General features: G+C 54.7%; 13 protein-coding genes and 1 pseudogene. 8 read left to right on the top strand and 6 right to left on the bottom strand.

All coding sequences use genetic code 11. From position 1 onward, the window contains the following. Positions 1–11: 11 nt before the first annotated feature. The 3 genes from VAE55_RS14235 (at position 12) to VAE55_RS14225 (ending at position 2,380) form a co-directional block, all read left to right on the top strand. Entirely contained in the window at positions 12–932 is a 921-nt protein-coding gene (locus VAE55_RS14235; protein WP_322816412.1) for a branched-chain amino acid transaminase, read from the top strand. A gap of 418 nt (positions 933–1,350) precedes the next feature. Next, a complete protein-coding gene (locus VAE55_RS14230; RefSeq protein WP_416181204.1) occupies positions 1,351–2,055 on the top strand; it encodes an ABC transporter ATP-binding protein in 705 nt (234 codons plus the stop codon). 130 nt (positions 2,056–2,185) lie between these two features. Beyond that, entirely contained in the window at positions 2,186–2,380 is a 195-nt protein-coding gene (locus VAE55_RS14225; RefSeq protein WP_322816410.1) for a hypothetical protein, read from the top strand. Positions 2,381–2,459: 79 nt separating this feature from the next. Here VAE55_RS14225 and pknB read toward each other — a convergent pair whose 3' ends face one another. Then, complete coding sequence (pknB, locus tag VAE55_RS14220) at positions 2,460–4,262, bottom strand: Stk1 family PASTA domain-containing Ser/Thr kinase (protein ID WP_322816409.1); 1,803 nt, start codon at positions 4,260–4,262, stop codon at positions 2,460–2,462. 39 nt (positions 4,263–4,301) lie between these two features. Continuing rightward, complete coding sequence (locus VAE55_RS14215) at positions 4,302–4,808, bottom strand: ribonuclease H-like domain-containing protein (RefSeq protein WP_322816408.1); 507 nt, start codon at positions 4,806–4,808, stop codon at positions 4,302–4,304. A gap of 170 nt (positions 4,809–4,978) precedes the next feature. Between VAE55_RS14215 and VAE55_RS14210 the strand changes: the two genes are divergently transcribed. After that, complete coding sequence (locus VAE55_RS14210) at positions 4,979–5,938, top strand: nucleoside hydrolase (protein WP_322816407.1); 960 nt, start codon at positions 4,979–4,981, stop codon at positions 5,936–5,938. Positions 5,939–6,159: 221 nt separating this feature from the next. On the opposite strand, the gene murJ is transcribed toward VAE55_RS14210, so the two are convergent. The 3 genes from murJ to VAE55_RS14195 all read right to left on the bottom strand — a co-directional run bounded on the left by murJ (position 6,160) and on the right by VAE55_RS14195 (position 9,911). Then, complete coding sequence (gene murJ / locus VAE55_RS14205; protein WP_322816406.1) at positions 6,160–7,713, bottom strand: murein biosynthesis integral membrane protein MurJ; 1,554 nt, start codon at positions 7,711–7,713, stop codon at positions 6,160–6,162. Between the two features lie 9 nt (positions 7,714–7,722). After that, positions 7,723–8,838: an LCP family protein gene (locus VAE55_RS14200; RefSeq protein WP_322816405.1), complete on the bottom strand. Its 1,116-nt coding sequence runs from the start codon at positions 8,836–8,838 to the stop codon at positions 7,723–7,725. 242 nt (positions 8,839–9,080) lie between these two features. Then, complete coding sequence (locus tag VAE55_RS14195) at positions 9,081–9,911, bottom strand: biotin--[acetyl-CoA-carboxylase] ligase (RefSeq protein WP_322816404.1); 831 nt, start codon at positions 9,909–9,911, stop codon at positions 9,081–9,083. Positions 9,912–10,108: 197 nt separating this feature from the next. Between VAE55_RS14195 and VAE55_RS14190 the strand changes: the two genes are divergently transcribed. The 4 genes from VAE55_RS14190 (at position 10,109) to VAE55_RS14175 (ending at position 14,872) form a co-directional block, all read left to right on the top strand. Then, on the top strand, positions 10,109–10,243 hold the full coding sequence (locus VAE55_RS14190) for a hypothetical protein (protein WP_322816403.1): 135 nt from the start codon (positions 10,109–10,111) through the stop codon (positions 10,241–10,243). Positions 10,244–10,389: 146 nt separating this feature from the next. Next, positions 10,390–12,732 carry a hypothetical protein gene (locus tag VAE55_RS14185; protein ID WP_322816402.1) on the top strand — a complete coding sequence of 781 codons (2,343 nt, stop codon included), beginning with the start codon at positions 10,390–10,392 and terminating at the stop codon, positions 12,730–12,732. After that, a complete protein-coding gene (locus VAE55_RS14180) occupies positions 12,729–13,679 on the top strand; it encodes an ABC transporter ATP-binding protein (RefSeq protein ID WP_322816401.1) in 951 nt (316 codons plus the stop codon). The genes VAE55_RS14185 and VAE55_RS14180 overlap by 4 nt, the downstream gene beginning before the upstream one ends. A 116-nt stretch (positions 13,680–13,795) precedes the next feature. After that, entirely contained in the window at positions 13,796–14,872 is a 1,077-nt protein-coding gene (locus VAE55_RS14175; RefSeq protein ID WP_322816400.1) for an ABC transporter permease, read from the top strand. Positions 14,873–14,980: 108 nt separating this feature from the next. Here the strand turns inward: VAE55_RS14175 and VAE55_RS14170 are convergent. Further along, a pseudogene (locus VAE55_RS14170) lies at positions 14,981–15,166 on the bottom strand (hypothetical protein); the annotation flags it as partial.

Below are 15,166 nucleotides of genomic sequence, written 5' to 3'. Positions count from 1 at the left end.
GGAGGCGATCAATGCCGATCCAGAAAATGGATTACATCTGGTTCAATGGCGAGCTGGTGGAGTGGGATAAGGCGACGGTGCACGTGTTGTCGCATGCCATCCATTATGGCACCAGCTTTTTCGAGGGCATTCGCTGTTACGAGACGCCACAGGGGCCGGCGATTTTTCGGCTCACGCCGCACATGCAACGATTGATCGACTCGGCGAAAATCTATCGCACAACCATTCCCTACACCCTCGATCAGTTGGTGGCAGCGGTCAAAGAAACCGTGCGTGCGAACCGCTTGCGCTCTGGCTATATTCGACCGGTGGTATTCCGGGGTTATGGCGAGATCGGGGTCAATCCGCTCAACAATCCGGTCGAAGTAGCCATCGCAACCATCGAATGGGGAAAGTATCTCGGTGCCGAGGCGATGGAACAGGGTGTCGATGTCTGCATCTCGTCGTGGAATCGGTTTGCCCCCAACACCATGCCGGCCCTCGCCAAAGCGGGCGGCAACTACATGAATTCCCAGTTGATCAAGATGGAAGCAATAGCCAATGGCTACGCCGAGGGGATTGCCCTCGATGCCGATGGTCATATCAGCGAGGGCAGTGGCGAAAACCTGTTCCTGGTGCGTAATGGCGTTGTCTACACGCCACCGTTGACCTCATCGATCCTGAGCGGGATCACCCGTGATACGGTGATGACGTTGCTGCGCGAGATGGGGGTTGAAGTGCGTGAACAGGTGCTCCCGCGGGAGATGCTCTACCTGGCCGATGAGCTGTTCTTTACCGGGACTGCTGCTGAGATAACGCCAATCCGATCAGTGGATCGGATTCCTATCGGTACAGGCCGACGTGGCCCGATTACGGCTGCGGTGCAAGAGGTATTCTTCGGGATCGTGCAGGGTGAGCGTCCTGATCGTTACGGGTGGCTCGAGTACGCGTAAAGCGTTAGGAATAAGCCTGTCGCCAAGGTAAATAGTGTCGCGAAGCGGGGCGTAGCGCCACTACGCCCCTTTGTTTCGCAAACGCGATGTATGATCTACTCGCTCTGCTCGCATGCCCTGTTCAATGACCTCCGGGAGCCGCTGTTTGGGCATCGCAGTGTGTGAGCGTTGGTGCAGTGTATCAGCGCTCAGGTGCAGCACCAGGGTGAAGTGTTGATAGTATGTCCTGCGTTCTGTTCTACCAGATTTGCCAGTAACCGGTACGATACGCACCCGGCATTGAGCACGGTGGATGCGGTATCCAATTCGGCGCGTAATACTACCGCTTGCTCAATGATGGGCAAATATCCCCTATTGCATGTCCTGGACAACATGCCGTATAATGTCAGTATAGCTGTGCAAAATATTTCAAAAACCAATGCAAATGATTGACAAAACTGTTATCTGTTGTGAGCATGTTACAAAGTCATATCTCGAAGGCGAACGTCAGCGGATCGTCTTGCGTGACATTACGTTCCAGGTTCAGGCTGGCGAGCTGATTGTTTTGCTGGGCAAGAGTGGAAGTGGCAAGAGCACCCTGCTCAATCTCGTGAGCGGCATTGATATACCGGATACCGGCGCAATCTGGGTGGCCGGGCAGCGTCTTGATCAGTTGCGTGAGCGGGAGCGCACCCTCTTTCGTCGTCGCTCAATTGGCTTCGTGTTCCAGTTTTATAATCTTGCGCCTACGCTCACTGCGCTGGAGAATGTACTGCTGCCCCTCGAATTGAATGGTCAGCGCGGAGCAACGGCACGCGCAGCAGCACTGGCGATGCTCGAAGCGGTTGGATTGGCCGACCGCGCTAATACCTATCCTGATCGCCTCAGTGGTGGCGAGCAGCAGCGGGTGGCAATTGCTCGCGCACTGGTTCATAACCCTGATCTCGTGCTGGCCGACGAGCCAACCGGCAATCTTGATAGTGATACCGGTGCTCAGGTGCTCGATCTCCTCGACCAGCTCACTCGCCAACAGGGCAAGACCCTGATCATGGTGACGCATAGCCGCGAGATGGTTGGTGTAGCCGACCGCGTCTTTCAGTTACGTAATGGTCAGATTCAGGAAGTGGCGTTGTCGGCAGTTTGATGAGCAGTCTGTCACCACAATTAGATGTGTATTCAGCCGGTCGCAATCTTATAGCTTTATGATATGCTCTGTGACCGGTGATGATATGATAGTAGAGTCATGTACTTGATGAAGAGGAGGTGTATTCAATATGATGCAAACTAATCACCATACAACCCCAAAGGCACCGCGCTGGATCACGACTGAAGCCGGTCAGTGGGCCTGGGCTACCAATGAAGAGTGGCGTCGCTTTGCTGATCGGGCGCTGAGCGTCAGTGAGCGACAGCGCCTGCTGGCTGAGGCTGAACTCCTGCGAACGCAGAGTGTCTCCGCTGACCGCACCTGATAGTGTATGCCAGCGTGAAATGATTGTAGGAGGCAGCGTTGCCTCCTGCCAGACCAAAAACGACTGACAGACAAACGCGTTATTCTTCTGCACGTACTCCCAGCACAATTCGACTTCCTCGTGGAACATAGTCGCCGTTATTTAGCCCGACATATCCGCCACTCGTTTCACGCGCTGCACTCACCACTTGATTGGGGGCATAACTGTCAAAGTTGGGGAGTCGGTCGCGCCCCTGCACATCGACGTAAACCAGAATGATACCCGGCGTATTGTTCAGAATGGCTTCAGCTTCCGCTCTACTCCGTCCGATAACGTCGGGGAAGCGCACCACATCACCCAGGCTCACATAAATTGTCACCTCGTCTCCCTGGGGAATGCGCAGATTTGCACTCGGCGATTGTCTGATCACAAATCCGGCATCAACGGTTTGACTGGGTTCTTCTACCACAGTCACCGTTAGACCGGCGGCTATTAATTGATCGCGAGCGATAGTACTGCGTGTGCCTGTGACATCGGGAACTGATATCAGCAACGGCCCCAGGCTCACCGTATACGATAGTGGACTATTCGCCTCGACAATCGTACCGGGGGGAATAGTTTGGGTAATCACAATTCCCTGGGGGACATCGCGATTATGTTTACCGGTTGGTGCCGGAATGAGCTGGTTTTGTTGCAATAACGTGCGGGCTTCACCATCGCTGCGTCCCACAATGTCGGGGACTATGGCAGTGGCGACGATGGTTGGTGAAGGAGTTTCTGAAGGATTGATACCGGTTGCTGGTGTGACTGGGCGATTGGCATTACCGCTGAAAAGGTTATTCAACATCCCACTACTGACCACAAAGACTATCGCCAGTACTCCAACCAGGGTTAGCATACCCACCAGGAAGCCACCACATCCGACGTTTTCTTGTCGCGGGACGCGGGTAGTTGCCGGGCGCGGGCTAGGAATTGGTGCCGGGCGCGCTGCTGTGACCTGCGCCGGACGTTGTGGACCGAGTGATCGTGGCTGTACCTGAGCAGGAGGAGGTGCAATGCCTGGATTGACCACTGTTGCCTGTGACACCAACCGGTCATACGCCTGTAGTTCTTCAGCCAGTTCAAGCGCACTCTGCTGCCGTTGTGCCGGGTCTTTGGCTAATGCACGCAGAATAATCGCTTCCAGGGCGGTTGGAATTTGCGGATTGTAGCGACGTGGTGGTGGTGGTGGCTCACTAATGTGCTTCATTGCTACTGCTACCGGGTTATCACCAGTAAACGGGAGGCGTCCAGTAAGCATCTCGTACAGCACCACCCCCAGCGCGTAAATGTCCGATTGTGGAGTTGCTGCCCGACCCTGGGCTTGCTCTGGCGCGATATAATCAACCGTGCCCAGCGTCACCCCGGTTTCAGTCATAGCGGTTGAGAGCCGACTCTTGGCGACCCCAAAATCGGTGATGCGCACTTGCCCATCGTCGGTGACGATAATATTTTGCGGTTTAATGTCGCGATGGATCAATCCGGCGCGATGGGCAGCATGCAGTCCACGTGCAATCTGTTCGGCAATGCGCACCGCACGGGGAATCGCAAACGGTGCTTCACGGTTGATCAGTTGTTTGAGCGTCGTGCCGGCCACGTATTCCATCACAATGTAGTGTCGGTCACCATCCTGACCGACATCGTACACATCGACCAGGTTCGGATGGCTGACCATCGCGGCTGCATGTGCTTCATGACGGAAACGCGCCATAAAATCGGGATCGGTCATGAGGTGAGGATGCGGAATCTTTATCGCGACCGGGCGATTCAACCGGAGATCACGTCCCAGGTAGACGCGGGCCATCCCGCCTTCGCCCAGGAGCTGTTCGATTTGATAACGACCGTCAAGTAGTTGTGGTTGCATTGTTTTTGCAGAGAGTGATGCAATAATATCGCTGTTTGTTTACCATAGTTTAACAAAGCGCGCCGAGTTGGCGAGAGGCGGATTGCCGGCGTCGAGCAACGCTTCCAGTACAGCCAGATTGACTACATCATCACGGTTGTAGTCGAGTAGTGTTTGCAATGCCAGTTGATCGGCGTATTGCTCGTATCGTGCCCACAAGTGCGGCGCATCACGACCGGTCAGACCGGACGAAACACGGGTAATGCCGAGTTTTTCTTCTACTCCCTTCAGCCCACCGCGTAATCCACGACGCCGGCATTCGAACAAGAGATCGCGATGGCCGAACTCAGCACGCAAGTCTACCTGTAATTGCCGTTTGATCACCGGTAAATCGAAACCACTACCGTTGAAGGTCACGATAGTCGAAACGGCTTCGAGTGCCTCGTAGAGTGAGACATCATGGATACCGCCGCCAACCAACTGAATGACGCCCCTGTCGTGGCGGTAGACTCCGATCACGCTCATCGTGCCACTATACGTTGTTTCAATATCAAGATAGGCACGCATGCCAGCTCCTGTTGCTCGTAATTCGCGTTCAATTATGGCACGCCCCCGGCAAAGCGTCAATTGAACAATATAACCGCCGTACTGCTCGTCTTTCTTGTCGGACGGGTGTTCACTTGTGCTATAGTAATCAACGATCTTGCACAAGAGTTTGTTTCCATGCAGGAGGAACAATGAGAGCTTTACCTCGCCGGATCGTGCTTGACACCGATCCAGGTATTGATGATGCCCTGGCAATCTTGCTTGCACTGGCCTCGCCTGAGATTGAGCTGACCGGTTTGACCATTGTGCACGGCAATTGTACGCTGGCCGAGGCCGTAGCCAATGGCCTCTCGGTACTGGAACTAGGTGGCGGCCACCACATCCCCCTCTTTGTCGGCTGTGATCGACCGTTGTTGCGACCACTAACGACTGCGCACGATACACACGGACAACGTGGTTTGGGGTATGCGCAATTGCCACCGGCTCAACTCCAACCGTCCTCTGAACACGCGGTCGATGTTATCATTCGTACCGCGCTGGAAGCTCCCGGTGAGGTAACACTGGTTGCCGTTGGCCCCCTGACCAATGTTGCCCTTGCGTTGCGCAAAGAACCACGGCTTGCCGGTGCGTTACGCGAGATCGTCATAATGGGTGGGGCGTTGCGGGCCGATGGTAATGTAACGCCACGGGCCGAATTTAACGTCTACGCTGATCCACACGCTGCCCAGATCGTCTTCTCGTCAGGTGCCCCGTTGGTGATTATGCCGTGGGATATTACGCGCCTGGTGCGCCTCCACGAGAGCGAAGTCAATCGGTTGGCTCAGGCAGGAAAGCCGATTGGTCGCTTTATCGCCGATGCCACCCGGTTTTACATCGAGTTCCATCGTCGCTATTTTGGCTATGATGGCTGTGCAATTAACGATCCGGCTGCACTGGTGCTGGTCTTTCTGCCCGATTTGGCAACCTATGCCGATGTTCATGTGACTGTCGAGACCTGTAGTCCGTTGACACTGGGCTTTACGGTGGCTGATTTTATGCTGAGTGATGGTCGTCAGCCAAACGCACGGGCGGTTGTAGGATTCGATACGCCCCGTTTTCTGTCGCTCTTTGTTGAGCGGATGCAGATGCTCGAACAACGTCTGTATGCCTAAAGAGACATCCTGTCGCGTGGGGCAGGTGAAGCCGTTGCCTGCCCCTGCCCCAGATGTCAACCCTGAAAGGGCTGTTCGGCCAGGCTCTCGTCGGAAGTCATGCTGCCGTACCCACTGTGATCTCCATCGGGCGCGAGTGGCGCGCCGCAACTCCTGGCTCCTGTTTGTTGCCAGACGCCAACGCATGGTTCGGCAACAATGACCAATGTCTACCATAGGCGCTAATGCGAACGATGCAGACGGCGGCGAATGGTCTCAACAAAGAAGGTAGCTGCCTCTAAACGCAATCTCATAGCGAGCAGCACATAGATGAAGACCCCGGCACTGCCCGCCACAATCACCTGAACAAGGGGTGGTAATGGCTGGGTCAGGATTGCGATCCCACTGACTGCACCCGCCATCACGCCACTTGCCATTATTCCCTTGATCATTGCCTCTCCAAGCCGTAACCCATTCAGCGGTAGCGAGCGCTGCAACAACCACGCGGTGATAATTGCGTGACCGATCCACTGCGCCGAATTACCCAGTACCAGGCCCAAAAATCCCAACGATGTCCATTCGGCAAGCGGTATGGCAACCACCAGATAGCACAGAATGGCCGCACCTTGAATCAAGTTGGGGGTCAGTGTGTTCTTGCGGGCGTAGAACGCGAAGAGAAGCATCTGATCGATGGCCGCCGCCGGCAACCCGGGGAGATATGCCAGCAACGCCAGGGCGGTAATCGCTGTGTCTTGCGCTTGAAACGCTCCTCGCTCGAACAGGGTAGCTGTAATTGGTTGACTGAGTACTGCCAGTCCTGCGGTAGCCGGCAGAATTAAGAGCAACACAACCTTAATTCCCATCGCCAGCGTCGCCCGAAACGCCTCCTCATCGCCAGCAGTACTTTGGCGCGAGAGAGTTGGCAACACCGCCAGTGCCACTGCCGACGCTACTAGTCCCAGCGGAAATTGAATGAGCGTCGTGGCAAAGCGCATGGTGGAGATTGCGGCGGGAAATCCTGATGCCAGCCAGCGATCAATCGTTACCCCAATCAGCGAGAACCCGATTCCAAGTGTGACCGGGGCGTAGAGACGTAGAATACGGTGAACCGCCGGATGGCGCAGATCAAAGCGTGGGCGGATGTGTGCTCTGCGCAATCCCGGCAATTGAATGAACACTTGTGCCGCAGCACCGATGAGGGTGCCTGCCGCGAGGCTCTTGACCCCAATATGTGGGGCCAGAGTAACAATGCCGACGATCATGCCGGCGTTGAAGGCTGCTGCAACAAATGCCGGCAACAAAAATTGCCGTTGGGCATGCAAGATTGCCGTTACAATGCCCGAAATGCCCATCAATGTCACGGCTGGAAGTAGCCATCCAACCAGAGCTACCGCTTCAGCCTGCAATGCAGACTCGGTTGGTCGGGCCAGCAGGGCGATTGCCAGTGGTGCCTGCCAGGCCAGTATTGCACTGGTAATGACCAGCACCGTGCATGCCAGCGTGATGACCGTCGAGACGACATACCAGAATTCATCACGATCACGTTCGGCATACTCACTGAATACCGGCACTAGGGCGGCACTCACTGCACCACTGATGAGTAATTCGTAAAGTGCGTTCGGGATTGTCCAGGCCAGGGTGAAGGCATCAACGGCGAGTCCACGGCTGAAGTAGGCGGCAATGATCGGTTCGCGCACTAGGCCAAGGAGTCGGCTGGCAATATTGCCCAGACTAATGAGCAATGCTGCCAGCGCGATACTGCGGAATACGCCGCTCGTTGTAGAGGTTTCGCTCACAGGAGTGAGTTATTCGCCACCAGCGGTTGATACTGCTTCGCCGGTAAATTGAGCAACGATACGACGGAGCGCCTGTGGTTGAACGCTAAACGTTGCGCCACCACTCAGCTCGACAATCGATGAAGAATCGATAGCATAGCGCAGAATATTCTCGCTATCAATCGTGCGCGCAAAACTTGCCAGTTCCAGCATCATGCGATAGTTGATATCGGTAAGTGCATAGCCACGCAGCGCACCTGTATAATCGTCGAGACTGGTGAGCTGTTGGAAAAGGCCGCGATCACGGATACGCTGGAAAATTGCCATCAGTACCTGCTGCTGGCGCTGATTACGACCGAAATCACTATCGGCGTGGCGCGTGCGTGCATAAATGAGTGCACGTTCGCTGTCCATCCACTGGCGTCCGGCAGCAAAAGAGACTTCTATCGTTCGATAGTCGTCTGTTGGGTAGGCCGGATCATAGATGGCGCGCGGCACATCGACCTCTATTCCGCCAATAAGGTCGATAATCTTCTTAAAACCTTCAAAATTGATCAGGACAAAATAATCAATGGGGATTCCTAGCAGTTTGCTCACTGTTGATTTGGCCAGCGCTGCACCACCACCTGGCCCAAAGCGATTCTCGCCGATAGCGTAAGCTGCGTTAATCCGACCTTCGCCACCGGTAGGGTACTTCACCCAAAGATCGCGGGGAATCGACAGCATACTGACCCGTCCGGTATCACGGGCAATATGGACAACGACAATCGCATCGGTACGGGTTGGGCCGGTCTCTTCAGGGCGTGCGTCCGTTCCCAATAAAAGAATATTGAGTTCTGAACGGCTGAGTCGGATCGCTTCAGCGGTTGCGGTGGCAGCCGGTGAATGCTCTGTCGCCGGAGGGGGTACCGTCGGTTGAACGACCGGTGTCGCTGGTGGAGGTCCATATATCTCTTCTGGTACAACAGGTTGTGCCGTTGGGACGGTGATGACTTCATCTGGTAGAGTTGCTGGGGTGACGATCATTGCGTCAATATCAATCAGGGCCTGACGCCATTCAAATCCGATGCGCAGCATCATGGCTACAGCAATCACACTGATGATAAAGACGGCGCCAGCAATTACGCGCCTGTATACAATCAACATAACCTCCAGCTCCGCATTTCAGATACCCTTTTTCCGTCTGTGCGACGCAATAATGGCAACTTTTGTTGCAATCACCGTCGTACAGCCTCACGATCAGGCGTGGATCGGCTCAGGCATCTTCGCTGTCATATTGTACACTGCCTGTTACTATACCATATCATTATTAGCACGTGAATACTGCTTGCAATGATGTCTGGATGAGAAATCACTGATGACCGGTAAAACTGGCTCGAATTGGTCGTTTATACCTCATTAATATTGTGTGAGCGGTCATCGACCAGACCAACGTCGCCACTCTCGATGCGACGCAGCGTGCCGCCTGGTTCACGAACGATGAGTGAACCGTTGTGTTCTACATCAATTGCCGTGCCGTACACTAGATCGTTGCCGGTATGGATGTGGACCATTTGTCCCAACGTGAGCAATCGGTTGCGCCATGTCTGCCATAGCTGATCGCTTTCACCGCTGTACAGTTGCCGTAGCCAGTAATCGTAGCGGCGCATCAGCATATGTAGGAAGCGCAGGCGGTCGATAGCAGTTTCGGCAGCGATTGCCAGCGCTGTCGCTGGATAGCGCGTGATCTGTGGATCGGGTGCCGCATTGATGTTAATGCCACAACCGATAATTGCCCATACCAGGCTGTTCTTGTCCCAGCCACCCTCTAGCAAAATGCCTGCCGTCTTTGCCCAACCGGTTGACGTTTTCACTAGAACGTCGTTGGGCCACTTCAAGCCGGCTTGCAAAGGTGTCTCTTGCTCGATAGTTTCCATGAGAGCGACGGTTGCGAGCCAGATTAGAGTTGTCGGCATGGTGGTGGCAACTGCTGGAGGTTGCAGGCCGAGTGAGAAGAGCAGAGCACTGCCGGGCGGAGCTACCCAGCGTCGGCCCAGGCGACCACGACCGGCAGTCTGTTCGTCGGCAACGATTAACACCGGTAACGCATCAGGTGGTAGTGTTTGCACCGCTTCACGCGCCAGGTCCATCGTTGAACCGACTCGATCATAACAATAGATTGTTATCGGAACCAGCGCACCTGGCTCTAGTCCGGCGCGAATTGCAACAGGATCGATCATGCCGTACCTCCATCGCACCATACATACCTGAGTTGGCGTGACAACATGGCGGGTAGTGTTGTCGAAAATGAAAAATCACTAAAAATCCATCAAATGGTATGGACGCGGTAACAATTTTTCGTTATACTACTCACTACTGAAACTATGCACTTGCGCTTGCGGGTGCTGACCCATTTCGCAGCGGAAAGGATGCGCGTATGACCACTCTGTTACTACTGGCGGTATTCGTTCTCATAGCTGGTGGATTGTTAGTATCGCTGCGTCGGGTGCAGCCCGATCCGGTCCATGTTCGAATCCGTGATCGCTATCCGTCGCACCGCCCGCGCCGGTAAACGCGCTCTATTATATAGCAGCCACGTCTGCCGCGCCTGCCCTTCGCTGCAAGGGTGGGCGTGTTTGTCTTACGAGGAACTTTTTTCTCCCTGATCACGTTTCTAACAGTGATGTCGGTTTTGCCTTACTACATGGAGGATACCGCATGCGAGGATTGCGTGCGTGGGCAGGGTGGTTGATACTTCTCGGTGTCTTCTGCATCGGATTTGGTACGTGGTTGCCTCTCCCCGTAGCAGCACAAGCATCCGATATAACGCTGGTTGTACGTCCAGCTTTTCAAGGCATGGTTCGTCCAGGGAGCTGGTTGCCGGTGACGATTGAGGTGACGAACAACGGTGTTGATCGCACGGCTGAGATCGTTGTCGGAACGGCAAATGGCCCCTTCCAAAGCACGTTTGTCGAGTTACCCGGTGGCGGACGTAAGGGGTTGATATTGTATGCCTTCATCTACGGTTCGCCTCGTCAGCTCGGTGTGCGCGTGTTGGTCGATGGTACCGAGGTGACTACAGCCTCAGCACGTTTACAGCCGGTGACAGAAGGGCTTCTGGTTGGTGTGATTGGTGAGCGTGAGTTGCGCTTACCTGCGCAACTGGCTGACGGTATCAGGGTGACGAGTGTGCCTGTACCGCTGGCCGATCTACCGCCAGAGAGTCTGGGCCTGTCACCATTTGATGCACTGATTATCACTGATGTCGCGGCAAATGAGATAACACCCGATCAACAACGTGCGTTACAATCCTGGGTGCAGCGTGGGGGTACGCTCCTGGTGAATGGTGACGTTGGGATCACACGTACCCTGTCAATCTTGCCTCGTGAGCTGATCCCGGCTACGGCGGGCGCGTTGGCCGCACCGCTTACGGATCCATCGGTAACACCGGTGACTCTGACACCATCTGCCAGTGCACCCGAAGTGTATCCAATCACCCTGCCGCTGATCTCAACGCCGTTGCCATTGGCTTATGGCAAGCGTTTCGGCAATGGTCAAACAGTCGTACTCGCATTTGATCTCGCAGCCCCTGAAGTGGTGAACTGGAGTGGCTGGCGCGAGTTGTGGCAGGCATTACTACCACCGCCTTCATTCATTCCGTCCGGTCTTGGGTTCGGCGCAAAGCTCTACTCGACCTATGTCGAAGAGAATCTGGCCAGCGTGTTAACCACACTGCCGGCGCTCGATTTACCCTCTCTAAACCTGATCGGGATTTTGCTCGCCTGCTATCTGGTGGTGGTAGGACCGGTAACATATCTCGTTCTGCGGCGATTGGATCGGCTGGCCTGGGGATGGGTTGTTGTACCGGTGTTGACAGGCATCTTTGCCGCGGGTGCGTATAGCATCGGTTATAGTTTGCGTGGTGGTGAGGTGATTGTCAGTCAGATTACCCTAATCGATGCTAACACATCCGTATGGGCGCATGACCGGTCATTCATCGGTATTTTTTCACCAGATCGGTATTCCTATCGCTTACAGGCGACTGAGAGTGTGACAATGGTGCGACCGGTGTCTGTACAGGGGCCGTGGAGTTCACCACCATTAACGAATGGTACTTATGTGCAGAGGTCTGATGATAATCTGGTGGTTGAGAACCTGGAAATACCACAATGGTCAATGCAAGCAATTGCCTTTGATCGAATAGTCAATGCACCACTCATTACCGCCCAGATCACTGTGAACGGTGATACGGTGCAGGGCGAAGTTACGAATCGCAGCGAACGAACACTCGAAGATGTTGTTCTGGCCTACGGTGAACAGATTGCACTGATCAATGCGCTGGCTCCCGGTGAACAGCGCTCGGCTACGCTTGAACGGCCCAGTCATGCCTTTGATGGCATCTCGCTAAGTTATCTTATCTATGGCCCACAATTTGAAGCGATGAGCAGAGTTGCGCAACCGGTGTCGCCAACGCTTCAACTGCGCAGCCGCATCATCGATTCCCTCTACGGCTATGGTTCGATTACTCGTGGCGCACAGCCTTTGCTGCTGGCCTGGTATCAGGATACCGAGACATCATTGGTCCCGGTTGACCGACGGGCTACGATGCAGCATCTGACGCTGGTGCGTGGAGCGGTACGATTGCAAGTAACCGATGAAATAAAGCTGAACAGCAACGGCTTTATTGGTTCGTTTGAACAAACTGCCGGCACCAACAGCCCCTGCTACAATGGAAATCTGCTTGGCATTGCTCCCGACCTGCAACCAACGATCATGCGTTTTACCCTCCCTGCCGATCTGATCGGTTTACAACCCAGCGCCCTGCTGCTCAACCTGCGCTCCGATTCGTTTTGGAGCGGTGAGATTGAGTTGTACGATTGGACTACCGGGAGCTGGACACCGATTCCAACCGATGCCTTCCAGAGTGTGGTCCTGGATATACTGCAACCCGCTCACTTCTTGAGCAGTCAGGGAGTCATCCGGTTACGTCTGAAGAATCGCGACTTCCAGAACTTTACCTGTGTCTACGCCGATCCTGTAGTGCGAGGGCGCTTACCATGACGTTGGCGATAGAGACCATTAATCTGACGCACCGTTACAGGAAGTTTGTCGCTCTGGATCACCTTAACTTGCAGGTGAGTCAGGGAAGTATTTACGGTTTCATCGGCCCCAATGGCGCAGGAAAAACAACCACCCTGCGCTTGCTGGCCGGATTGATCACGCCGACCGGTGGTGAAATTCGCCTGTTGGGTGAGCGATTGACGACACGGTCGGCTCAGCGATTAGTTGGTTATATGCCCGATTTTTTTGGTGTGTACGATGATCTGCGTGTATGGGAATACCTCGATTTCTTTGCCCGCTGCTACGGGTTACGTGGGGCGCGTCTCCGCCAGGTGGTTGACGATCTGCTCGATCTGGTTGATCTGAGCGTCAAACGAGATGCCTTCGTGCAGACCCTTTCGCGTGGTATGCAGCAGCGTCTCTGCCTGGCCCACGCACTGGTACACGATCCGCCTATCCTGCTCCTCGATGAGCCGGCCAGTGGTCTCGATCCGCGAGCACGGGTTGAGTTGCGTGAATTGTTGCGCACCCTGCGCGATATGGGAAAGACGATAATGCTCAGTTCACACATTTTGAGTGAGCTGGCCGAGGTGTGTGATGCGATTGGCATTATCGATCATGGCCGGATGATCATCAGTGGGTCGCTGGCCGAAGTACAGCAGCAGTTGGTCACCGGATCACGCATTCGTCTCCGCATTGTGCATGAGCGTGACCTGACCAGTGCTGTATCGTTCTTACAACAGCAACCGCTGGTGCAGGCGATCAGCACTGTCCCAGCCGATCCGCGGTCGCTTACTATCGAACTGACGCAAACAGTGAACGAAGAGCAATGTGCCGGTCTGCTCGCCGGTCTGGTGCAGGCTGGCGTCGCAATCAGTGAGTTCAGTGCGCGCAGTGAGAGCCTCGAAGAGTTTTTCTTACGGTTGACGATGACGGATGCGCACTAATCGGCGGTTGATATGCTCACACTGCCGCTTTGTGGGGAAGTCGTGGCACCCCTCTGATCCGGTAAGGTTTCGCAGCCAGGCGTTTCATAGTGGCAATGCCACACCAGGGACAGAATATGACGACACAGATTCGCAGGCCATTACTCAACCCAATTCTGGTGCGCGAAGCCCGCACCAGAATGCGCGGTGCGCGACCGTATCTGATCCTGACCCTCTTTCTCTTGCTGCTGATACTTGCCACCTTTGGTATCTATCAGTATATGGTGCTCCAGGCACGCACGGGAATGGTTGTGCTCAGTTCACACATTGGGCAGGCTTTGTTTAAGGGGTTGGCCTTTACCGAGATGTTTTTTATCGTCCTGGTTGCACCAATCCTGACGAGTGGGGCAATCAGCAGCGAACGAGAGCGTCTGACTTACGATATGTTGCTGGCAACACCGTTGCGGCCAGGGCAATTGTTAGCGGGGAAGTTAATCGGTGCCCTAAGCTACTTGTTGCTGTTAATTGTTGCTTCGATCCCGATCTTCAGCACTGTCTTGATCTTCGGCGGGGTTGAATTAAGAACGCTTGTCCTTACCGTGCTGCTACTTAGTGGTGCTGCGCTCTTCTTCGGCACAATCGGTCTGTTTAGTTCGGCGTTGTTTGGACGAACAACACCGGCAACGATCCTGAGCTATGGCATTGTACTGGTGATTTGTGGCATTCCCTTGCTGATCGCCTCCGTCTGGCCACAATTCAGTAACCCGCAGGGGCAGAGTCCACCACCGTGGTTACTCTACCTCAATCCATTCAGTGCTATCGTTGCCGTGACCACAGTTGTGTCGAGCGTATCTCAGCCCGATCTGCCGTTATTTAGTGTCAATGATCCATTTATGATCGTGCCGTTTTTGTCGCAGTTTAGCATTGGCATCCTTCGTTACACGCCGGAAGGTTCAGTCGTCATGCCGGTCTACCGGGCAACACTGCTGGGCTTTGGTTTAGGTACCTTCATTCTGCTCTGGCTCAGTTCACATCTGGCACTCCCGGTACGGCGATGGCGACCACGCTGGAGTGATCTGGGCTTTATCGCGGCGATTGGGGCAATGATCCTGCTGATGTGGGCGACTATCGAGTGGTGGTGGATCGTTCCGCCGGTTGATCCCTGGCTGATGCCCGTAGAACCGATGCCGATTGGTCCGCCAATGGTACCGTGAAGTAAACGATCCGTGCAATGTGGAACGGCGACCACGGGACGAGCGATTATTTAGACCTTATTTATAAAAAGTTGTACTGTCGCGCTCGAATAACCATCTCCGGTGCCATCACGCGCTGGATTGGTTGCCTTGCTCGCTCATCATCCGCGTGTGGCGTCGTTTGGAGTGCGGCAGCCATCCTGCCGCGCCAGCCGTACACACGATCTGGCGCGTGCAATGTCGTTGACCCGGCTGGTCACGCGGAGGCCGGGTGCGCTCGTCACGAACATGGAATCGAGCGGCAATGAAGAAGAT

Source organism: Chloroflexus sp. (genome assembly GCF_034432675.1).
Lineage (GTDB): Bacteria > Chloroflexota > Chloroflexia > Chloroflexales > Chloroflexaceae > Chloroflexus.
The sequence above is the reverse complement of the archived record's forward strand: the minus strand, read 5'-3'. Positions and strand labels throughout refer to the sequence as shown.